Origin of the sequence: Caballeronia sp. NCF2 (genome assembly GCF_023631205.1) — a bacterium.
In the GTDB taxonomy this organism is placed as follows: Bacteria; Pseudomonadota; Gammaproteobacteria; order Burkholderiales; family Burkholderiaceae; genus Caballeronia; species Caballeronia zhejiangensis.
The window spans coordinates 80,896-101,847 of sequence record NZ_JALQDN010000030.1 but is presented as its reverse complement, the minus strand read 5'-3'; the positions used below and the strand labels follow the sequence as shown (position 1 = coordinate 101,847).

The 20,952-nt window shown below is 60.5% G+C and carries 15 protein-coding genes and 1 tRNA gene; all 16 read left to right on the top strand.

Translation table 11 applies throughout. The features are described from left to right. A partial coding sequence (gene tuf / locus NCS02_RS13135; RefSeq protein ID WP_250435275.1) for an elongation factor Tu occupies positions 1-1,185 on the top strand: 1,185 nt, incomplete at its 5' end. A 67-nt stretch (positions 1,186-1,252) separates the two neighbouring features. Further along, positions 1,253-1,328 (top strand) — tRNA-Trp (locus NCS02_RS13130). Positions 1,329-1,363: 35 nt separating this feature from the next. After that, the gene (secE, locus tag NCS02_RS13125) at positions 1,364-1,744 is read left to right on the top strand and encodes a preprotein translocase subunit SecE (RefSeq protein ID WP_008343790.1); all 381 of its coding nucleotides are present in this window, start codon (positions 1,364-1,366) and stop codon (positions 1,742-1,744) included. Position 1,745: 1 nt separating this feature from the next. Then, complete coding sequence (nusG, locus tag NCS02_RS13120; RefSeq protein WP_008343792.1) at positions 1,746-2,303, top strand: transcription termination/antitermination protein NusG; 558 nt, start codon at positions 1,746-1,748, stop codon at positions 2,301-2,303. 147 nt (positions 2,304-2,450) lie between these two features. Further along, complete coding sequence (gene rplK / locus NCS02_RS13115) at positions 2,451-2,882, top strand: 50S ribosomal protein L11 (RefSeq protein WP_008343796.1); 432 nt, start codon at positions 2,451-2,453, stop codon at positions 2,880-2,882. Then, entirely contained in the window at positions 2,883-3,581 is a 699-nt protein-coding gene (rplA, locus tag NCS02_RS13110; RefSeq protein WP_008343797.1) for a 50S ribosomal protein L1, read from the top strand. It begins immediately after the preceding gene. A 303-nt stretch (positions 3,582-3,884) separates the two neighbouring features. Continuing rightward, complete coding sequence (rplJ, locus tag NCS02_RS13105; RefSeq protein WP_034473109.1) at positions 3,885-4,382, top strand: 50S ribosomal protein L10; 498 nt, start codon at positions 3,885-3,887, stop codon at positions 4,380-4,382. An 83-nt stretch (positions 4,383-4,465) separates the two neighbouring features. Then, entirely contained in the window at positions 4,466-4,843 is a 378-nt protein-coding gene (gene rplL, locus NCS02_RS13100; RefSeq protein WP_008343803.1) for a 50S ribosomal protein L7/L12, read from the top strand. A 368-nt stretch (positions 4,844-5,211) separates the two neighbouring features. After that, positions 5,212-9,318 (top strand): DNA-directed RNA polymerase subunit beta, encoded by a 4,107-nt coding sequence (rpoB, locus tag NCS02_RS13095; protein WP_008343804.1) that lies wholly within the window; start codon positions 5,212-5,214, stop codon positions 9,316-9,318. Positions 9,319-9,339: 21 nt separating this feature from the next. After that, a complete protein-coding gene (rpoC, locus tag NCS02_RS13090) occupies positions 9,340-13,581 on the top strand; it encodes a DNA-directed RNA polymerase subunit beta' (RefSeq protein WP_008343805.1) in 4,242 nt (1,413 codons plus the stop codon). 167 nt (positions 13,582-13,748) lie between these two features. After that, a complete protein-coding gene (gene recQ, locus NCS02_RS13085) occupies positions 13,749-15,596 on the top strand; it encodes a DNA helicase RecQ (RefSeq protein WP_008343806.1) in 1,848 nt (615 codons plus the stop codon). A gap of 218 nt (positions 15,597-15,814) precedes the next feature. Then, positions 15,815-16,195, top strand: a complete 381-nt coding sequence (gene rpsL, locus NCS02_RS13080; protein ID WP_006998493.1) for a 30S ribosomal protein S12 — start codon at positions 15,815-15,817, stop codon at positions 16,193-16,195. 183 nt (positions 16,196-16,378) lie between these two features. Then, a complete protein-coding gene (gene rpsG / locus NCS02_RS13075; RefSeq protein WP_008343817.1) occupies positions 16,379-16,849 on the top strand; it encodes a 30S ribosomal protein S7 in 471 nt (156 codons plus the stop codon). 119 nt (positions 16,850-16,968) lie between these two features. After that, positions 16,969-19,071: an elongation factor G gene (gene fusA / locus NCS02_RS13070; RefSeq protein ID WP_008343818.1), complete on the top strand. Its 2,103-nt coding sequence runs from the start codon at positions 16,969-16,971 to the stop codon at positions 19,069-19,071. 69 nt (positions 19,072-19,140) lie between these two features. Next, positions 19,141-20,331, top strand: a complete 1,191-nt coding sequence (tuf, locus tag NCS02_RS13065) for an elongation factor Tu (protein ID WP_008343820.1) — start codon at positions 19,141-19,143, stop codon at positions 20,329-20,331. Positions 20,332-20,476: 145 nt separating this feature from the next. Continuing rightward, positions 20,477-20,788 (top strand): 30S ribosomal protein S10, encoded by a 312-nt coding sequence (gene rpsJ / locus NCS02_RS13060; RefSeq protein WP_006998489.1) that lies wholly within the window; start codon positions 20,477-20,479, stop codon positions 20,786-20,788. The last annotated feature ends 164 nt before the right edge of the window (positions 20,789-20,952 follow it).

Genomic DNA, 20,952 nt, shown 5'->3' with positions numbered 1-20,952 from the left:
AAAGGTAAATTCGAGCGGACCAAGCCGCACGTGAACGTGGGCACGATCGGTCACGTTGACCACGGCAAGACCACGCTGACGGCAGCGATCACGACGGTTCTCACGCAGAAGTTCGGCGGCGAAGCGAAGGCGTACGACCAGATCGACGCAGCGCCGGAAGAAAAGGCACGCGGTATTACCATCAACACCGCGCACGTCGAGTACGAAACGGCTAACCGCCACTACGCACACGTCGACTGCCCGGGCCACGCCGACTACGTGAAGAACATGATCACGGGCGCCGCGCAGATGGACGGCGCAATCCTGGTGTGTTCGGCTGCTGACGGCCCGATGCCGCAAACGCGTGAGCACATCCTGCTGGCCCGTCAGGTTGGCGTGCCGTACATCATCGTGTTCCTGAACAAGTGCGACATGGTGGACGACGCCGAGCTGCTCGAGCTCGTCGAAATGGAAGTGCGCGAACTGCTGTCGAAGTACGACTTCCCGGGCGACGACACCCCGATCATCAAGGGTTCGGCCAAGCTGGCGCTGGAAGGCGACAAGGGCGAGCTGGGCGAAGTGGCGATCATGAACCTGGCCGACGCGTTGGATTCGTACATCCCGACGCCGGAGCGTGCAGTTGACGGCGCGTTCCTGATGCCGGTGGAAGACGTGTTCTCGATCTCGGGTCGCGGCACGGTGGTGACGGGTCGCGTTGAGCGCGGCATCGTCAAGGTCGGCGAGGAAATCGAAATCGTCGGTATCAAGCCGACGGTGAAGACGACCTGCACGGGCGTGGAAATGTTCCGCAAGCTGCTCGACCAAGGTCAGGCAGGCGACAACGTCGGTATCCTGCTGCGCGGCACGAAGCGTGAAGACGTGGAGCGCGGCCAGGTTCTGGCCAAGCCGGGTTCGATCACGCCGCACACGCACTTCACGGCTGAAGTGTACGTGCTGAGCAAGGACGAAGGCGGCCGTCACACGCCGTTCTTCAACAACTACCGTCCGCAGTTCTACTTCCGTACGACGGACGTGACCGGCTCAATCGAGCTGCCGAAGGACAAGGAAATGGTGATGCCGGGCGACAACGTGTCGATCACGGTCAAGCTGATCGCTCCGATCGCCATGGAAGAAGGCCTGCGCTTCGCAATCCGCGAAGGCGGCCGTACCGTCGGCGCCGGTGTCGTGGCGAAGATTATCGAGTAAGAGCCAGAAATCTTCTCGGTAGTTAGTGGTTTCGGGGTCGGCAATGTCCGTCGACCCCAAGTGGTTTAGGGGTATAGCTCAACTGGCAGAGCGTCGGTCTCCAAAACCGAAGGTTGGGGGTTCGATTCCCTCTGCCCCTGCCAAAATTCTCGCGCCAAGTGGCGCTGTTTAAGGTGTTATGGCGAATCCTTCCGTCGAAACTGTAAATACTTCCGGCGACAAGTTGATGTTGGTGGCGGGCGTATTGTTGGTCTTGGCCGGGTTCGTTGGATTCTTCTGGCTCTCGGGCCAAGAATGGTACGTCCGCGGCGCAGCGCTTGCTGTTGGTGTCATCGCGGGTGTCGCAGTCGGTCTGCTCTCTGCGCCGGGCAAGGGTTTCATCGCTTTTGCCAAAGACTCGTACAAGGAAGTCCGCAAGGTTGTCTGGCCGACTCGCAAAGAGGCCACGCAAACGACCCTGGTGGTCTTCGCGTTTGTTCTGATCATGGCCATCTTCCTTTGGCTTAGCGATAAGTCGATCGAATGGGTGATTTTCTCGGCGATTCTGGGTTGGAAATGATATGAGCGATACTCCGACATCCCCGAGTGGAAAGCGTTGGTATGTGGTGCACGCCTACTCCGGCATGGAGAAGAGCGTGCAACGTGCGCTTCAGGAGCGCATCGAGCGCGCAGGCATGCAAAATCAATTCGGTCAGATTCTTGTCCCGACCGAAGAAGTTGTTGAAGTAAAGGGCGGCCACAAATCGGTCACCGAGCGTCGTTTCTTCCCGGGTTACGTCCTGGTCGAAATGGAAATGACGGACGAAACGTGGCATCTGGTCAAGAACACGGCCAAAGTAACCGGTTTCGTTGGTGGTGCGCGCAATCGCCCGAGTCCCATCTCGCCACGTGAAGTCGAAAAGATCATGTCGCAGATGCAGGAAGGCGTCGAGAAGCCGCGGCCGAAGACGCTCTTCGAAGTCGGCGAGATGGTCCGCGTGAAGGAAGGTCCGTTCACCGACTTTAATGGCAACGTCGAAGAAGTGAATTACGAAAAGTCCCGAGTGCGTGTTTCTGTCACGATTTTCGGGCGTTCGACGCCGGTCGAACTCGAGTTCGGTCAGGTCGAGAAGCTTTAATCGAATACATCGCGCGTGGCTTCCGGGCCATCGCGCGATTCGCGCTTACGGTCCGCGTCATGACCGTTGAGGAGCGTCAGTAGTCGGCAACGTCGAACGCGCGCTATCACTCACCGAACGCTCACGCGTTCAGCAGAGGTTTTCAACATGGCAAAGAAAATCATCGGCTTTATCAAGCTGCAGATTCCTGCAGGTAAAGCCAACCCGTCGCCGCCGGTCGGTCCGGCACTGGGCCAGCGTGGCCTGAACATCATGGAGTTCTGCAAGGCGTTCAACGCGCAGACTCAGGGTATGGAGCCGGGTCTGCCGGTGCCGGTCGTCATTACGGCATTCGCGGACAAGAGCTTCACCTTCATCATGAAGACGCCGCCGGCTACCGTTCTGATCAAGAAGGCGGCCGCAGTGCAGAAGGGTTCGAGCAAGCCGCACACCGACAAGGTCGGCAACATCACCCGCGCTCAAGCGGAAGAAATCGCGAAGACCAAGATGCCGGATCTTACGGCAGCTGATCTGGATGCAGCCGTGCGTACGATCGCCGGCAGCGCGCGTTCGATGGGCATCACTGTGGAGGGCGTGTAAATGGCTAAGCTTTCTAAGCGCCTTCAGGCATTTGCGAACAAGGTTGATCGTCAGAAGCTGTACGCGATCGACGACGCGCTGGCTCTCGTGAAGGAATGCGCGAGCGCCAAGTTCGACGAGTCGATCGACGTTGCAGTGCAGCTCGGCATCGACGCGAAGAAGTCGGATCAGGTGGTTCGCGGCTCCGTGGTTCTGCCGGCTGGTACCGGCAAGTCGGTTCGCGTCGCAGTGTTCGCGCAAGGCGACAAGGCTGAACAGGCTCGCGCAGCTGGCGCAGACGTGGTCGGCATGGAAGACCTGGCCGAGCAAGTCAAGGCCGGCAATCTGAATTTCGACGTCGTGATCGCTTCGCCGGACACGATGCGTGTCGTCGGTACGCTGGGTCAGATCCTCGGTCCGCGTGGTCTGATGCCGAACCCGAAGGTCGGTACGGTTACGCCGGACGTCGCTCAAGCGGTCAAGAACGCGAAGGCGGGTCAGGTTCAGTTCCGCGTCGACAAGGCCGGTATCATCCACGGCACGATCGGTCGCGCATCGTTCGAGCCGGCATCGCTGCGTCAGAACCTGTCGGCGCTGATCGAAGCGCTGCAAAAGGCGAAGCCGGCGACCAGCAAGGGCGTGTACCTGCGCAAGATCGCTGTGTCGAGCACGATGGGTGTCGGCGTTCGCGTGGATCAAGCCACGCTGGCGCAACAGTAAGAATTTCGAGCGCGGTCAGGTGACCGCGCTTCATATGGGCTTTGGGCGGTTGCAAGATTGCAGTTTCGATTGAGCAACCGGTTGTCAAAGACCGTTGGTGGCGGTGCAGCAGGCAGGCATTGCCTTAATTCAAGCCAACGCAGATGGCGAACCCGAAACAGTTTTGCAGTGGTTGAAGTCGGTTATCGAGCGTCGTGAGACGTCTCACCAATCGATCGAAATACTCCTAACAGTCGGACGCCGTTGTTGAACGTGGTGCATGAGGGTAGTTCGCCCGAGTGCATCGAATCTGGAGGTTTAACCGTGCCACTGAACAAAGAAGATAAGCAGGCAGTCGTCGCTGAAGTCGCCGCGCAAGTCGCGAAGGCTCAGACGATGGTGCTCGCTGAGTATCGTGGGATCACGGTTGGCGATCTGACCAAGCTGCGCGCGAAAGCGCGTGAGCAACAGGTGTATCTGCGCGTGTTGAAGAACACGCTGGCGCGTCGCGCCGTCGAAGGTACGCCGTTCGCTCCGCTGGCTGAGCAGATGACCGGTCCTCTGATCTACGGCATCTCGGAAGATGCCATTGCCGCTGCCAAGGTCGTCAACGACTTCGGCAAGAGCAATGACAAGTTGATCATCAAGGCTGGTTCCTACGAAGGCAACGTGATGGACAAGGCAGGCGTGCAAGCGCTGGCCAACATCCCGAGCCGCGAAGAACTGCTCTCCAAGTTGCTGTTCGTCATGCAGGCACCTGTTTCCGGCTTTGCGCGCGCTCTGGCCGCGCTGGCTGAAAAGAAGCAGGGCGAAGCTGCGTAACGACCGCGCTTGGGCGCTAGTCGCTTAAGTTAGGCAAAGCTAGATCGCTAGCTCGATCCGAATTCAATCTAGGAGTATTTCACATGGCAATCGCAAAAGAAGACATCCTCGAAGCCGTTGGCTCGATGTCGGTGCTGGAACTGAACGAACTGGTCAAGGCGTTCGAAGAGAAGTTTGGCGTGTCGGCTGCTGCTGTCGCAGTTGCTGGCCCCGCAGGTGCCGGTGGCGCCGCTGCTGCTGCTGAAGAGCAGACGGAGTTCACCGTGAACCTGCTCGAAGCAGGCGCGAACAAGGTTTCCGTCATTAAGGCTGTTCGTGAACTGACGGGTCTCGGCCTGAAGGAAGCGAAGGATCTGGTTGACGGCGCACCGAAGCCCATCAAGGAAGCGGTGCCCAAGGCTGCTGCTGAAGAAGCCAAGAAGAAGCTGGAAGACGCTGGCGCGAAGGCTGAAATCAAGTAAGTTTCATTGCGCTATGCGAAGGCTGGCGGTTTTTCACCGCCGGCCTTTTTGTGCTTTGTGGGGACGCAGTTTGTATGCTGGTCAGCAAGCATAAATGTCTCCACAGAAGCCAAAGATAACGGTCGGAGCCGCAGAATTTTCCGATTGTTCTCTTTGTCTTCTGAAGCGACTGCAGAAGGCAAGTTTGGTCGGGTAGCGGGAAACACAGGCATCCGCTGCCGTCAGCCAGCGGTTGGTAGCGGCCAACCACCAAGCTTCTAGATTCGCGCGTCCTCCCCGGACAGTTGCGCGGGTCTCAGTCGGTGAACACCGGGCTGTGGCATCGAGGTATCCCGCCTCGGTAACGCCCGCCGTGATTCGGAGATCGTATGCAATATTCCTTCACCGAGAAGAAGCGTATTCGCAAGAGTTTCGCGAAGCGCCCCATCGTTCACCAAGTTCCCTTTTTGCTGGCGACCCAGCTTGAATCATTCCAGACGTTTCTGCAAGCGGACACGTCTTCCTCGCAGCGCAAGTCCGAAGGCTTGCAGGCTGCGTTCAGCTCTGTTTTCCCGATCGTCTCGCACAACGGTTTCGCGCGTCTCGAGTTCGTCAGCTACATGCTGTCGCCGCCCGCGTTCAACATCAAGGAATGCCAGCAGCGCGGTCTGACGTACTGCTCGGCGCTGCGCGCGAAAGTGCGCCTGGTTCTGCTCGACAAGGAATCGCCGAGCAAGCCGGTCGTCAAGGAAGTGAAGGAGCAGGAAGTGTACATGGGCGAAATTCCGCTCATGACGCCGACGGGTTCCTTCGTCATCAACGGTACCGAGCGCGTGATCGTGTCGCAGCTCCACCGTTCGCCTGGTGTCTTCTTCGAGCACGACAAGGGCAAGACGCACAGCTCCGGCAAGCTGCTGTTCTCGGCTCGTATCATTCCCTATCGTGGCTCGTGGCTCGACTTCGAATTCGATCCGAAGGACGTGCTGTACTTCCGCGTCGACCGTCGCCGCAAGATGCCGGTCACGATCCTGCTGAAGGCTATCGGCATGTCGCCGGAGCAGATCCTCGCGAACTTCTTCGTGTTCGACAACTTCGCGCTGATGAGCGAAGGCGCGCAAATGGAATTCGTGCCTGAGCGTCTGCGCGGCGAAGTCGCGCGCTTCGACATCCAGGATCGCGATGGCAACGTCATCGTCACGAAGGACAAGCGGATCAACGCGAAGCACATTCGCGACCTCGAAAACGCCAAGACGAAGTTCATCTCGGTGCCGGAGGAATACCTGCTCGGCCGCGTGCTGGCGAAGAACGTGATCGACCCCGAAACGGGCGAAGTGATCGCGAACGCCAACGAAGAAATCACGGAAACGGTTCTCGAGAAGCTGCGCGAAGCGAAGGTCAAGGACATTCAGACGCTCTACACGAACGATCTGGATCAGGGTCCGTACATTTCGTCGACGCTGCGTATCGACGAAACTGCCGACAAGATGGCCGCGCGCATCGCGATCTACCGCATGATGCGCCCGGGCGAGCCGCCGACCGAAGAAGCGGTCGAGGCGCTGTTCAACCGTCTGTTCTACAGCGAAGACGCGTACGACCTGTCGAAGGTCGGCCGCATGAAGTTCAACCGCCGCGTCGGCCGTGACGAAATCATCGGACCGATGACGCTGCAGGACGACGACATCCTCGCGACCATCAAGATCCTCGTCGAGCTGCGTAACGGCAAGGGCGAAGTGGACGATATCGACCACCTCGGCAATCGTCGCGTGCGTTGCGTCGGCGAGCTCGCGGAGAACCAGTTTCGCGCGGGTCTCGTGCGCGTCGAACGGGCTGTGAAGGAACGCCTCGGCCAGGCCGAAAGCGAAAACCTGATGCCGCACGACCTGATCAACTCGAAGCCGATTTCGTCGGCGATTCGCGAGTTCTTCGGTTCGTCGCAGCTCTCGCAGTTCATGGACCAGACCAACCCGCTGTCGGAAATCACGCACAAGCGTCGCGTTTCCGCACTGGGCCCGGGCGGTCTGACGCGCGAGCGCGCGGGCTTCGAAGTCCGCGACGTGCATCCGACGCACTACGGCCGTGTGTGCCCGATCGAAACACCGGAAGGTCCGAACATCGGTCTGATCAACTCGCTCGCTCTGTACGCGCACCTCAACGAGTACGGCTTCCTCGAAACGCCGTACCGCAAGGTCGTGGACAGCAAGGTGACGGATCAGATCGACTATCTGTCGGCGATCGAAGAAGGCCGCTACGTGATCGCGCAGGCGAATGCCGCCGTGAGCGAAGACGGCACGCTGACCGACGAACTCGTGTCGTCGCGTGAAGCGGGCGAAACGCTGATGGTCACGCCGGACCGCATCCAGTACATGGACGTGGCGCCGTCGCAGATCGTGTCGGTGGCTGCATCGCTGATCCCGTTCCTCGAGCACGACGACGCGAACCGCGCGTTGATGGGTTCGAACATGCAGCGTCAGGCCGTGCCTTGCCTGCGTCCGGAAAAGCCGGTCGTCGGTACGGGCATCGAGCGCACGGTCGCGGTCGACTCGGGCACGACGGTTCAGGCGCTGCGCGGTGGCGTGGTGGATTACGTCGACGCGGGCCGTATCGTGATTCGCGTGAACGACGATGAAGCCGTCGCCGGCGACGTCGGCGTGGACATCTACAACCTGATCAAGTACACGCGTTCGAACCAGAACACGAACATCAACCAGCGTCCGATCGCGAAGGTCGGCGACAAGGTTGCGCGCGGCGACGTGCTGGCTGACGGTGCATCGACGGATTTGGGCGAGCTCGCGCTCGGCCAGAACATGCTGGTCGCGTTCATGCCGTGGAACGGCTACAACTTCGAAGACTCGATTCTGATCTCGGAGAAGGTCGTTGCGGACGATCGCTATACGTCGATCCACATCGAAGAACTGAATGTCGTTGCTCGCGACACGAAGCTCGGACCGGAAGAAATCACGCGCGATATCTCGAACCTCGCGGAAGTGCAGCTTGGCCGTCTCGATGAGTCGGGCATCGTGTACATCGGCGCGGAAGTCGAGGCGGGCGACGTGCTGGTCGGCAAGGTCACGCCGAAGGGCGAAACCCAACTGACGCCGGAAGAAAAGCTGCTGCGCGCGATCTTCGGCGAGAAGGCATCGGACGTGAAGGATACGTCGCTGCGCGTGCCCTCGGGCATGAGCGGTACGGTCATCGACGTGCAAGTGTTCACGCGCGAAGGCATCACGCGTGACAAGCGCGCGCAACAGATCATCGACGACGAACTGAAGCGTTATCGCCTCGATTTGAACGACCAGCTGCGCATCGTGGAAGGCGACGCGTTCTCGCGTCTCGCCCGCATGCTGAACGGCAAGGTCGCGAATGGCGGTCCGAAGAAGCTCGCGAAGGGCACGAAGATCGACCTCGCGTACCTCGAAGATCTCGATCACTACCACTGGTTCGACATCCGCCTCGCGGACGAAGAAGCCGCGGCACAGCTGGAAGCGATCAAGGACTCGATCGAGCAGAAGCGTCACCAGTTCGATCTCGCGTTCGAAGAGAAGCGCAAGAAGCTCACGCAAGGCGACGAACTGCCGCCGGGCGTGCTGAAGATGGTCAAGGTGTATCTCGCCGTGAAGCGTCGCCTGCAGCCTGGCGACAAGATGGCGGGTCGTCACGGTAACAAGGGTGTCGTGTCGAAGATCGTGCCGATCGAAGACATGCCGTACATGGCCGATGGCCGTCCGGCCGACGTCGTGCTGAACCCGCTCGGCGTGCCGTCGCGGATGAACGTGGGTCAGATTCTCGAAGTGCACCTCGGCTGGGCCGCGAAGGGTCTCGGCTGGCGCATCGGCGAGATGATGCAGCGTCAGGCGAAGATCGAAGAAATGCGTCAGTTCCTCACGCAGATCTATAACGAGTCGGGCCGTCAGGAAGAGCTGGACAAGTTCTCCGACGACGAGATCCTCGAACTCGCGAAGAACCTGCGCGAAGGTGTGCCGTTCGCGACGCCGGTGTTCGACGGCGCGACGGAACACGAAATGACGCGTGCGCTCGATCTGGCGTTCCCGGACGACATCGCCACGAATCTCGGCATGACGCCGTCGAAGAACCAGGTCACGCTGTACGACGGCCGCACCGGCGAAGCATTCGAGCGCACGGTCACGGTCGGCTACATGCACTACCTGAAGCTGCACCACTTGGTCGACGACAAGATGCACGCACGTTCGACCGGTCCGTACTCGCTCGTCACGCAGCAGCCGCTGGGTGGTAAGGCGCAGTTCGGTGGTCAGCGCTTCGGTGAGATGGAAGTGTGGGCACTCGAGGCGTATGGCGCGTCGTATGTGCTGCAAGAAATGCTGACGGTCAAGTCGGACGACGTGACGGGCCGGACGAAGGTTTATGAGAACCTCGTCAAGGGCGATCACGTCATCGACGCGGGCATGCCGGAATCCTTCAACGTGTTGGTGAAGGAAATCCGCTCGCTCGGTATTGATATCGATCTGGACCGCAACTAATCGGACTACGGAGAGAAAGCAATGAAAGCTCTGCTCGATCTATTCAAGCAAGTCCAACAAGAAGAAGTTTTTGATGCGATCAAGATCGGCCTCGCGTCGCCCGACAAGATTCGTTCTTGGTCGTTCGGCGAAGTGAAGAAGCCGGAGACCATCAATTACCGCACGTTCAAGCCGGAGCGGGATGGTCTGTTCTGCGCGAAGATTTTTGGTCCGATCAAGGACTACGAATGCCTGTGCGGCAAGTACAAGCGCCTGAAGCATCGCGGCGTGATCTGCGAGAAGTGCGGCGTCGAAGTGACGCTGGCCAAGGTGCGCCGCGAACGGATGGGCCACATCGAACTGGCCTCGCCGGTCGCGCACATCTGGTTCCTGAAGTCGCTGCCGTCGCGTCTGGGCATGGTGCTCGACATGACGCTGCGCGACATCGAGCGCGTGCTGTACTTCGAAGCATATGTGGTGATCGATCCGGGCATGACGCCGCTGAAAGCGCGGCAGATCATGACCGAAGAGGATTACTACAACAAGGTCGAAGAGTACGGTGACGAGTTCCGTGCCGAAATGGGCGCGGAAGGCGTGCGCGAACTGCTGCGCGCGATCAACATCGACGAACAGGTCGAGACGCTGCGCACGGAACTGAAGAACACCGGTTCCGAAGCGAAGATCAAGAAGTACGCGAAGCGCCTGAAAGTGCTCGAGGCTTTCCAGCGTTCGGGCATCAAGCCTGACTGGATGGTGCTCGACGTGCTGCCGGTGCTGCCGCCGGAACTGCGTCCGCTCGTGCCGCTGGACGGCGGCCGTTTCGCGACGTCGGACCTGAACGACCTGTATCGCCGCGTCATCAACCGTAACAACCGGTTGAAGCGTCTGCTCGAACTGAAGGCGCCTGAAATCATCGTCCGCAACGAAAAGCGGATGCTGCAGGAAGCCGTCGATTCGCTGCTCGACAACGGCCGTCGCGGCAAGGCGATGACCGGCGCGAACAAGCGTCCGCTGAAGTCGCTCGCTGACATGATCAAGGGTAAGGGCGGTCGTTTCCGTCAGAACCTGCTCGGTAAGCGTGTGGACTATTCGGGCCGTTCGGTGATCGTGGTCGGCCCGACGCTCAAGCTGCATCAGTGCGGTCTGCCGAAGCTGATGGCGCTCGAACTGTTCAAGCCGTTCATCTTCAACAAGCTGGAAGTGATGGGCGTCGCGACGACCATCAAGGCCGCGAAGAAGGAAGTCGAGAACCAGACGCCGGTCGTGTGGGACATTCTCGAAGAAGTCATTCGCGAGCATCCGGTGATGCTGAACCGCGCGCCTACTCTTCACCGTCTCGGCATTCAGGCTTTCGAGCCGGTGCTGATCGAAGGTAAGGCGATCCAGCTGCATCCGCTCGTTTGCGCGGCGTTCAACGCCGACTTCGACGGCGACCAGATGGCCGTGCACGTTCCGCTGTCGCTCGAAGCGCAGATGGAAGCGCGCACGCTGATGCTGGCGTCGAACAACGTCCTGTTCCCGGCCAACGGCGATCCGTCGATCGTGCCGTCGCAGGATATCGTGCTGGGCCTGTACTACGCGTCGCGCGAAGCGATCAACGGCAAGGGCGAAGGCATGACGTTCACGGGCGTGTCGGAAGTGATCCGCGCGTACGAGAACAAGGAAGTCGAATTGGCATCGCGCGTCAACGTGCGTATCACCGAAATGGTGGCGAACGAAGACCAGAGTGAAGGTGCGCCGAAGTTCGTGCCGAAGATCTCGCTGTACGCGACGACCGTCGGCCGTTCGATCCTGTCGGAGATTCTGCCGCCGGGCCTGCCGTTCACGGTGCTGAACAAGCCGCTGAAGAAGAAGCAGATTTCGCAACTGATCAACACGGCGTTCCGCAAGTGCGGTCTGCGCGAAACGGTGATCTTCGCCGACCAGCTGATGCAAATGGGCTTCCGTCTCGCAACGCGCGCCGGTATCTCGATTTGCGTCGACGACATGCTCGTGCCGCCGCAGAAGGAAACCATCGTCGGCGACGCCGCGAAGAAGGTGAAGGAATACGACCGTCAGTACATGTCGGGTCTCGTCACCGCGCAGGAGCGCTACAACAACGTGGTCGACATCTGGTCGGCAACGTCGGAAGCGGTCGGCAAGGCGATGATGGAGCAGCTCGCAACGGAGCCGGTGGTCGATCGCGACGGCAACGAAACGAAGCAGGAGTCGTTCAACTCCATCTACATGATGGCCGACTCGGGCGCGCGTGGTTCCGCGGTGCAGATTCGTCAGCTCGCCGGTATGCGCGGCCTGATGGCGAAGCCGGACGGCTCGATCATCGAGACGCCGATTACCGCGAACTTCCGCGAAGGCCTGAACGTGTTGCAGTACTTCATCTCGACGCACGGCGCTCGTAAGGGTCTGGCGGACACGGCGTTGAAGACCGCGAACTCGGGTTACCTGACGCGTCGTCTCGTCGACGTGACGCAGGATCTGGTCGTCGTCGAAGACGATTGCGGCACGTCGAACGGCGTGGCGATGAAGGCGTTGGTCGAAGGCGGTGAAGTCGTCGAAGCGCTGCGTGACCGTATTCTCGGTCGCGTCGCGGTGGCGGACGTCGTCAATCCGGAAACGCAGGAAACGATCTACGCTTCGGGCGATCTGCTCGACGAAGATGCGGTGGAGGAAATCGAGCGCCTCGGCATCGACGAAGTGCGCGTGCGCACGCCGCTCACCTGCGAGACGCGTTATGGCCTGTGCGCCGCGTGCTACGGCCGCGACCTGGGCCGCGGTTCGCGCGTGAACGTCGGTGAGGCAGTCGGTGTGATCGCTGCTCAGTCGATCGGCGAGCCGGGCACGCAGCTGACGATGCGTACGTTCCACATCGGTGGTGCGGCATCGCGTGCGGCGGTGGCTTCGACGGTGGAAGCGAAGAGCAACGGTACGCTGCGCTTCACGGCCACGATGCGTTACGTCACCAACGCGAAGGGCGAGCAGGTCGTCATTTCGCGTTCCGGCGAGGCGATCATCGCGGACGACTTCGGTCGCGAGCGTGAGCGTCACAAGATTCCGTACGGCGCAACGCTGCTGCAACTCGACGGCGCTGCGATCAAGGCCGGTACGCAACTGGCTCAATGGGATCCGCTGACGCGTCCGATCATCACCGAGTGGGGCGGTACGGTGAAGTTCGAGAACGTCGAGGAAGGCGTGACGGTCGCGAAGCAGATCGACGACGTGACCGGTCTTTCGACCCTGGTCGTGATCGACGCGAAGCGCCGTGGCTCGCAGGCTGGCAAGAGCGTGCGTCCGCAGGTGAAGCTGCTCGACGCGAACGGCGAGGAAGTGAAGATCCCGAACACCGAGCATTCGGTGCAGATCGGCTTCCAGGTCGGCGCACTGATCACCGTGAAGGATGGTCAGCAGGTGCAGGTCGGTGAAGTGCTGGCGCGTATCCCGGTTGAAGCGCAGAAGACGCGTGACATTACCGGTGGTCTGCCGCGCGTGGCCGAGCTGTTCGAAGCGCGCTCGCCGAAGGACGCCGGCATTCTGGCGGAAGTCACGGGCACGACGTCGTTCGGCAAGGACACGAAGGGCAAGCAGCGTCTCGTCATCACGGACCTCGAGGGCAATCAGCACGAGTTCCTGATCGCGAAGGAAAAGCAGGTGCTGGTGCACGACGGTCAGGTCGTCAACAAGGGCGAAATGATCGTCGACGGTCCTGCCGATCCGCACGACATCCTGCGTCTGCAGGGTATCGAGGCGTTGTCGCGCTACATCGTGGACGAAGTGCAGGACGTGTACCGTCTGCAGGGCGTGAAGATCAACGACAAGCACATCGAAGTGATCGTGCGTCAGATGCTGCGCCGCGTGCAGATCGTCGACAACGGCGATACGCGTTTCATTCCTGGCGAACAAGTCGAGCGTTCGGACATGCTCGACGAGAACGACAAGATGATCGCGGAAGACAAGCGTCCGGCGACGTACGACAACGTGCTGCTCGGTATCACGAAGGCATCGCTGTCGACCGATTCGTTCATCTCGGCGGCGTCGTTCCAGGAAACGACCCGCGTGCTGACCGAAGCGGCGATCATGGGCAAGCGCGACGATCTGCGTGGCCTGAAGGAAAACGTGATCGTCGGCCGTCTGATTCCGGCCGGTACGGGTCTCGCGTTCCACAAGGCGCGCAAGGCGAAGGAATCGTCGGATCGCGAGCGTTTCGACCAGATCGCGGCCGAAGAGGCTTTCGACTTCGGTACGCCAGAAACGCCGGCGGCGGAGCAGCAGCCGCACACCAACGAGTAAGCGTCTCTCGCTAGTAGCATCGATGAACCGCTCAGCTTCGGCTGGGCGGTTTTTTTTTCGTCTGCACGTTTCGCTGCCGGCATCGTCCGAATGGCTAACGCCGGTTTCACGCGCTAATGCGTTGGTAGAATTCGTTATCTCCCACGTCGCAGTGCGCGCTTTTCCACATGTCCCGGTCGCTCGAAATACTCAACGAAATCTTCGGCTATCCCGCATTTCGCGGACAACAGGCGGAGATCGTCGAGCATGTCGCGAACGGCGGCGATTCCCTCGTGCTGATGCCCACCGGCGGCGGCAAGTCGCTGTGCTATCAGATACCGTCGCTGGTACGGCGCGAGGCGGGTTTCGGGGCGGGCATCGTCGTGTCGCCTCTCATCGCGTTGATGCAGGATCAGGTCGCCGCGCTGACCGAGGTGGGCGTGCGCGCCGCGTATCTCAATTCCACGTTGTCCGGCGCCGAAGCAGCCGCGACCGAGCGCGCCCTGCGCAACGGCGAGATCGACTTGCTGTATGTCGCGCCTGAACGCCTGATGACACCGCGCTTTCTCGATCTCCTCGACAGCGCGCCGGTCGGTCTTTTCGCGATCGACGAGGCACATTGCGTTTCGCAATGGGGGCACGATTTCCGCCCTGAATACATTCAGCTTTCCGTGCTGCACGAGCGGTTTCCCGATGTGCCGCGCATCGCGCTCACCGCGACCGCCGATGCGATCACGCGCGACGAAATCGTGCATCGCCTCGCGCTCGACGACGCGCGCATCTTCGTTTCGAGCTTCGATCGGCCGAACATTCGTTATCGGATCGTCGAGAAGGACAATGCGCGCTCGCAGCTGCTCGATTTCATCCGCGCGGAGCATACGAACAAGGACGGCACCACCGATGCGGGCGTCGTCTATTGTCTGTCGCGCCGCAAAGTCGAGGAAACCGCGGACTGGCTGAAGGGCCAGGGCATCCGCGCGTTGCCGTATCACGCGGGCATGGAGTTCGAGACGCGCCAGAAGCATCAGGAGATGTTCCAGCGCGAGGAAGGCATCGTCATGTGCGCGACCATCGCGTTCGGCATGGGCATCGACAAGCCGGACGTGCGCTTCGTCGCGCATCTGGATTTGCCGAAGAGCGTCGAGGGCTACTACCAGGAAACCGGACGCGCGGGCCGCGACGGCTTGCCGGCGAACGCGTGGATGGCTTACGGATTGGGCGACGTCGTGCAGCAGCGGAAGATGATCGACGAATCCGACGCCGACGACGCCCACAAGCGGGTGCAGACCGGCAAGCTCGATGCACTGCTTGGACTTTGCGAGGCGGCCACGTGCCGCCGCGTGCGTTTGCTCGCGTACTTCGGCGAGACGAGCACGCCGTGCGGCAATTGCGATACGTGCATCGAGCCGCCCGCGTCCTTCGATGCCACTCGCGAGGCGCAGATGGCGCTGTCGTGCGTGTATCGCGCACAGCGGGCGAGCGGATTCCATTTCGGTGCCGGGCACCTGATCGACATTCTGCGCGGCACGCGCAGCGAAAAGGTCCTGCAACGCGGCCACGAGAAAATTTCGACGTTTGGCGTCGGCGCGGCGCTGTCCGAGCCCGAGTGGCGCGCAGTGTTCCGGCAATTGGTGGCGTTCGGCTATCTCGCAGTCGATCACGACGGCTTCGGCGCGCTCGTTCTGACGGATGCCAGCAAGCCAGTACTCAAGGGCGAAGAGCGCGTCACGCTGCGCAAATACGTGAAGCCGACGCGCGCGCGGCAGTCGTCGAGCCGCACGGGCGAACGCGCGGATCCGACCGCAGGCATGTCACCGCGCGAGAAGTCGCGCTGGGAGCGCTTGCGGACCTGGCGCGCGGAAACCGCAAAGAGCGACGGCGTGCCCGCCTACGTCATCTTCCACGACGCGACGCTCGCCGAAATCGCGCGCAGCGACCCCGATACGATCGACGACTTGCGCCATATTCCCGGCATCGGCGTGCGCAAACTGGAGCGTTTCGGCGACGAACTGCTCGACGTCGTCGGTTCGGATTGAGATTCGTCGCTCGAAAATCCATCGAAATCGTCGCAACGTATTGACCCGATTGCGATTTTCAGAATATCATGCTTGGTTCTCGTCATTGGTCCGTCTTCGGATCTGGCCTAGTGCCGGATGCGAAGCGCGGGAATCGTCGGCGAGATCGCTAAACACGCAATTCTTTTCGCTTTGCCCGATCGAATTGCGTGGATTTTGTTCATTTTTAGGATTAGACAATGCCAACCATCAATCAACTGGTTCGCAAAGGCCGCGCGTCGGAAACGACGAAGAGCAAGTCGCCGGCCCTGCAGGACTGCCCGCAGCGTCGCGGCGTGTGCACCCGCGTGTACACGACGACGCCGAAGAAGCCGAACTCGGCACTCCGTAAGGTCGCCAAGGTTCGCCTGACCAACGGCTTCGAAGTCATTTCGTACATCGGCGGTGAAGGCCACAACCTGCAAGAGCACTCGGTCGTGCTGATCCGCGGCGGCCGTGTGAAGGACTTGCCGGGTGTGCGTTACCACATGGTTCGCGGCTCGCTGGATACCCAGGGCGTCAAGGACCGTAAGCAAGCTCGCTCGAAGTACGGTGCGAAGCGCGCTAAGGCTGGCAAGTAAGTCGCCGGTCGGAAGTAACGAATCAAGGTCGCCGCAAGGCGGTAAAGGCGGTGGTGCCGGAAGTGCCGGTGCTATCGAGTAAGTGGTCACCCGGCCAAGCTGGTTTAGTCGAATAGATGGATCGGGTTAGTTGGTGGCCGCGGAGCGGGGAATCGCTCCAACTGAAAAAGTAAAGGAAGAATCATGCCGCGTCGTCGCGAAGTCCCCAAGCGGGAAGTGTTGCCGGATCCGAAGTTCGGCAACGTAGATGTAGCCAAGTTCATGAACGTGCTGATGCTCTCCGGCAAGAAGTCGGTTGCCGAGCGTATCGTGTACGGCGCTTTTGAACAGATCCAGACCAAGGGTGGCAAGGACCCGCTGGAAGTGTTCACGGTTGCGCTCAACAACGTGAAGCCGGTGGTCGAAGTGAAGAGCCGTCGCGTTGGTGGTGCGAACTATCAGGTTCCGGTCGAAGTGCGTCCCTCGCGTCGTATGGCATTGGCGATGCGTTGGTTGCGTGAAGCCGCGAAGAAGCGCAGCGAAAAGTCGATGGCCCTGCGTCTCGCAGGTGAACTGCAGGAAGCGGCTGAAGGCCGTGGTGGCGCAATGAAGAAGCGCGACGAAGTTCACCGCATGGCAGAAGCCAACAAGGCATTCTCGCACTTCCGTTTCTAAGCTCCCGCTCACCGGGCAAACGGAAAATCAGGGCGGGTGCGCTAGTTTTGGCGCCTCGCCCGTTTGTGTTAGGACGCGGCCGGTATTTCGCCGGCGCGTCGACCGAAAAAGGATCCAAAGTGGCTCGCAAGACACCTATCGAGCGCTACCGCAATATCGGTATTAGCGCTCACATCGACGCCGGCAAGACGACGACGACCGAGCGCATCCTGTTCTACACGGGCGTGAACCACAAGATCGGTGAAGTTCACGACGGCGCAGCAACGATGGACTGGATGGAGCAGGAGCAGGAGCGCGGCATCACCATCACGTCGGCTGCTACCACGGCCTTCTGGAAGGGCATGGGCGGCAACTACCCCGAGCACCGCATCAACATCATCGACACGCCGGGACACGTCGACTTCACGATCGAAGTGGAACGCTCGATGCGCGTTCTCGACGGCGCGTGCATGGTCTACTGCGCAGTGGGCGGCGTTCAGCCGCAGTCGGAAACCGTGTGGCGCCAGGCGAACAAGTACAAGGTTCCCCGTCTCGCGTTCGTCAACAAGATGGACCGTACCGGCGCGAACTTCTTCAAGGTCTATGACCAACTGAAGAACCGCCTGAAGGCGAACCCGGTTCCCGTCGTCGTGCCGATCGGCGCCGAAGAAAACTTCAAGGGCGTCGTCGACCTCCTGAAGATGAAAGCGATCATTTGGGACGAAGCATCGCAAGGCACGAAGTTCGACTACGTCGACATCCCGGCCGAACTCGTTGACACGTGCAACGAGTGGCGCGAGAAGATGATCGAGTCGGCTGCGGAAGCCAGCGAAGAGCTGATGGAAAAGTACCTCGGCGGCGAAGAGCTGAGCGAAGCGGAGATCGTCAAGGCGATCCGCGACCGGACCATCGCGTGCGAAATCCAGCCGATGCTGTGCGGCACCGCGTTCAAGAACAAGGGCGTGCAGCGCATGCTCGACGCCGTGATCGACTTCCTGCCGTCGCCGGTCGACATTCCCCCGGTTACGGGCGAACTCGAAAGCGGTGAAAAGGCCGAGCGTCGCGCAGCCGACGACGAGAAGTTCTCGTCGCTGGCGTTCAAGATCATGACGGACCCGTTCGTCGGTCAGCTGATCTTCTTCCGCGTGTACTCGGGCGTCGTGAATTCGGGTGACACCGTGCTGAACGCGACCAAGGACAAGAAGGAACGTCTGGGCCGTATTCTGCAGATGCACGCGAACCAGCGCGAAGAAATCAAGGAAGTTCGCGCGGGCGACATCGCCGCGGCCGTCGGCCTGAAGGAAGCGACCACGGGCGACACGCTGTGCGATCCGCAGCACCCGATCGTTCTGGAACGCATGATTTTCCCGGAACCGGTGATTTCGCAGGCAGTCGAGCCGAAGACGAAGGCTGACCAGGAAAAGATGGGCCTGGCGCTGAACCGTCTCGCGCAGGAAGACCCGTCGTTCCGCGTCCAGACGGACGAAGAATCGGGCCAGACCATCATTTCGGGCATGGGCGAGCTCCACCTCGAAATTCTGGTCGACCGCATGAAGCGCGAATTCAACGTGGAAGCGACCGTCGGCAAGCCGCAGGTTGCATACCGCGAAACGATCCGCACGACGGCGGCAGACGTCGACGGCAAGTTCGTCAAGCAGTCGGGTGGTCGCGGCCAGTACGGTCACGCGGTCATCACGCTCGAGCCGAACGAGCAGGGCAAGGGCTACGAGTTCCTGGACGAGATCAAGGGCGGTGTGATTCCGCGCGAATACATCCCGGCAGTGGACAAGGGCATCCAGGAAACGCTGAAGTCGGGCGTGCTGGCTGGCTTCCCGGTTGTGGACGTGAAGGTTCACCTGACGTTCGGTTCGTACCACGACGTCGACTCGAACGAAAACGCGTTCCGCATGGCCGGTTCGATGGCCTTCAAGGAAGCAATGCGCAAGGCAAGCCCGGTCATCCTCGAACCGATGATGGCTGTGGAAGTCGAAACGCCTGAAGACTACATGGGCAACGTGATGGGCGATTTGTCGGGCCGTCGCGGTATCGTCCAGGGCATGGAAGACATGGTTGGCGGCGGCAAGATCGTCCGCGCCGAAGTGCCGCTGTCGGAAATGTTCGGCTACTCGACCTCGCTGCGTTCGCTGACGCAAGGCCGTGCAACGTACACGATGGAATTCAAGCACTATGCTGAAGCTCCGCGTAACGTCGCCGACGCGATCATCAACGCCAAGGGTAAGTAATTCCCGCAAGTAATTCGGCGCAAGCCACAAGCTTTAAACCGATAACCAAACTTTTGAACGAAGGTAATCATGGCAAAAGGTAAATTCGAGCGGACCAAGCCGCACGTGAACGTGGGCACGATCGGTCACGTTGACCACGGCAAGACCACGCTGACGGCAGCGATCACGACGGTTCTCACGCAGAAGTTCGGCGGCGAAGCGAAGGCGTACGACCAGATCGACGCAGCGCCGGAAGAAAAGGCACGCGGTATTACCATCAACACCGCGCACGTCGAGTACGAAACGGCTAACCGCCACTACGCACACGTCGACTGCCCGGGCCACGCCGACTACGTGAAGAACATGATCACGGGCGCCGCGCAGATGGACGGCGCAATCCTGGTGTGTTCGGCTGCTGACGGCCCGATGCCGCAAACGCGTGAGCACATCCTGCTGGCCCGTCAGGTTGGCGTGCCGTACATCATCGTGTTCCTGAACAAGTGCGACATGGTGGACGACGCCGAGCTGCTCGAGCTCGTCGAAATGGAAGTGCGCGAACTGCTGTCGAAGTACGACTTCCCGGGCGACGACACCCCGATCATCAAGGGTTCGGCCAAGCTGGCGCTGGAAGGCGACAAGGGCGAGCTGGGCGAAGTGGCGATCATGAACCTGGCCGACGCGCTGGATTCGTACATCCCGACGCCGGAGCGTGCAGTTGACGGCGCGTTCCTGATGCCGGTGGAAGACGTGTTCTCGATCTCGGGTCGCGGCACGGTGGTGACGGGTCGCGTCGAGCGCGGCATCGTCAAGGTCGGCGAGGAAATCGAGATCGTCGGTATCAAGCCGACGGTGAAGACGACCTGCACGGGCGTGGAAATGTTCCGCAAGCTGCTCGACCAAGGTCAGGCAGGCGACAACGTCGGTATCCTGCTGCGCGGCACGAAGCGTGAAGACGTGGAGCGCGGCCAGGTTCTGGCCAAGCCGGGTTCGATCACGCCGCACACGCACTTTACGGCTGAAGTGTACGTGCTGAGCAAGGACGAAGGCGGCCGTCACACGCCGTTCTTCAACAACTACCGTCCGCAGTTTTACTTCCGTACGACGGACGTGACGGGCTCAATCGAGCTGCCGAAGGACAAGGAAATGGTGATGCCGGGCGACAACGTGTCGATCACGGTCAAGCTGATCGCTCCGATCGCCATGGAAGAAGGTCTGCGCTTCGCAATCCGCGAAGGCGGCCGTACCGTCGGCGCCGGTGTCGTGGCGAAGATTATCGAGTAAGATATCGGGCTTGCTCGATTGAACTCGAAGTAAAGCAGTAGCAGTATCGACCGGGACCGGGCGTTCGCTCTCCGCGAGCGCTTAGTCCCACGCTCTTTTGCCAATGTGCGGTGCAATACCGCCTCGCTCTTTTCAAGGAATCGTCATGCAGAACCAGAAAATCCGCATTCGTCTGAAGGCTTTCGACTATCGCCTGATCGATCAATCGGCAGCCGAGATCGTCGACACGGCGAAGCGGACTGGCGCGATCGTTCGTGGCCCGGTGCCGCTGCCGACGCGTATTCAGCGTTTTGACATCCTGCGTTCGCCGCACGTCAACAAGACGTCGCGCGACCAGCTCGAAATCCGTACCCACCAGCGCCTGATGGACATCGTCGATCCGACGGACAAGACCGTCGACGCGCTGATGAAGCTCGACCTGCCGGCAGGCGTCGACGTCGAAATCAAGCTGCAGTAAGTCCAAAAGCTCCGCTGGCGTGCCAGACGGAGCTAAGTCTTTGATTGCTTGCAGGATTCGAAAAGCCTTGTTATACTCCAAGGCTTTTCGCGCCTATGCGCATGCAAAGGCGCAAGAAAGTGGTGCAAGAAAGTGGTGCAAGAATAGCCGACCCAGTTTCTCGT

What these genes read in the sequence shown, in the direction of transcription:
- rpsG (WP_008343817.1), top strand. Translation starts at nt 16,379, where the DNA reads ATGCCGCGTCGTCGCGAAGTCCCCAAGCGGGAAGTGTTGCCGGATCCG.
- rpsJ (WP_006998489.1), top strand. Translation starts at nt 20,477, where the DNA reads ATGCAGAACCAGAAAATCCGCATTCGTCTGAAGGCTTTCGACTATCGC.
- rplL (WP_008343803.1), top strand. Translation starts at nt 4,466, where the DNA reads ATGGCAATCGCAAAAGAAGACATCCTCGAAGCCGTTGGCTCGATGTCG.
- rplA (WP_008343797.1), top strand. Translation starts at nt 2,883, where the DNA reads ATGGCTAAGCTTTCTAAGCGCCTTCAGGCATTTGCGAACAAGGTTGAT.
- secE (WP_008343790.1), top strand. Translation starts at nt 1,364, where the DNA reads ATGGCGAATCCTTCCGTCGAAACTGTAAATACTTCCGGCGACAAGTTG.
- rplK (WP_008343796.1), top strand. Translation starts at nt 2,451, where the DNA reads ATGGCAAAGAAAATCATCGGCTTTATCAAGCTGCAGATTCCTGCAGGT.
- nusG (WP_008343792.1), top strand. Translation starts at nt 1,746, where the DNA reads ATGAGCGATACTCCGACATCCCCGAGTGGAAAGCGTTGGTATGTGGTG.
- rpoB (WP_008343804.1), top strand. Translation starts at nt 5,212, where the DNA reads ATGCAATATTCCTTCACCGAGAAGAAGCGTATTCGCAAGAGTTTCGCG.
- recQ (WP_008343806.1), top strand. Translation starts at nt 13,749, where the DNA reads ATGTCCCGGTCGCTCGAAATACTCAACGAAATCTTCGGCTATCCCGCA.
- rpoC (WP_008343805.1), top strand. Translation starts at nt 9,340, where the DNA reads ATGAAAGCTCTGCTCGATCTATTCAAGCAAGTCCAACAAGAAGAAGTT.
- tuf (WP_008343820.1), top strand. Translation starts at nt 19,141, where the DNA reads ATGGCAAAAGGTAAATTCGAGCGGACCAAGCCGCACGTGAACGTGGGC.
- rpsL (WP_006998493.1), top strand. Translation starts at nt 15,815, where the DNA reads ATGCCAACCATCAATCAACTGGTTCGCAAAGGCCGCGCGTCGGAAACG.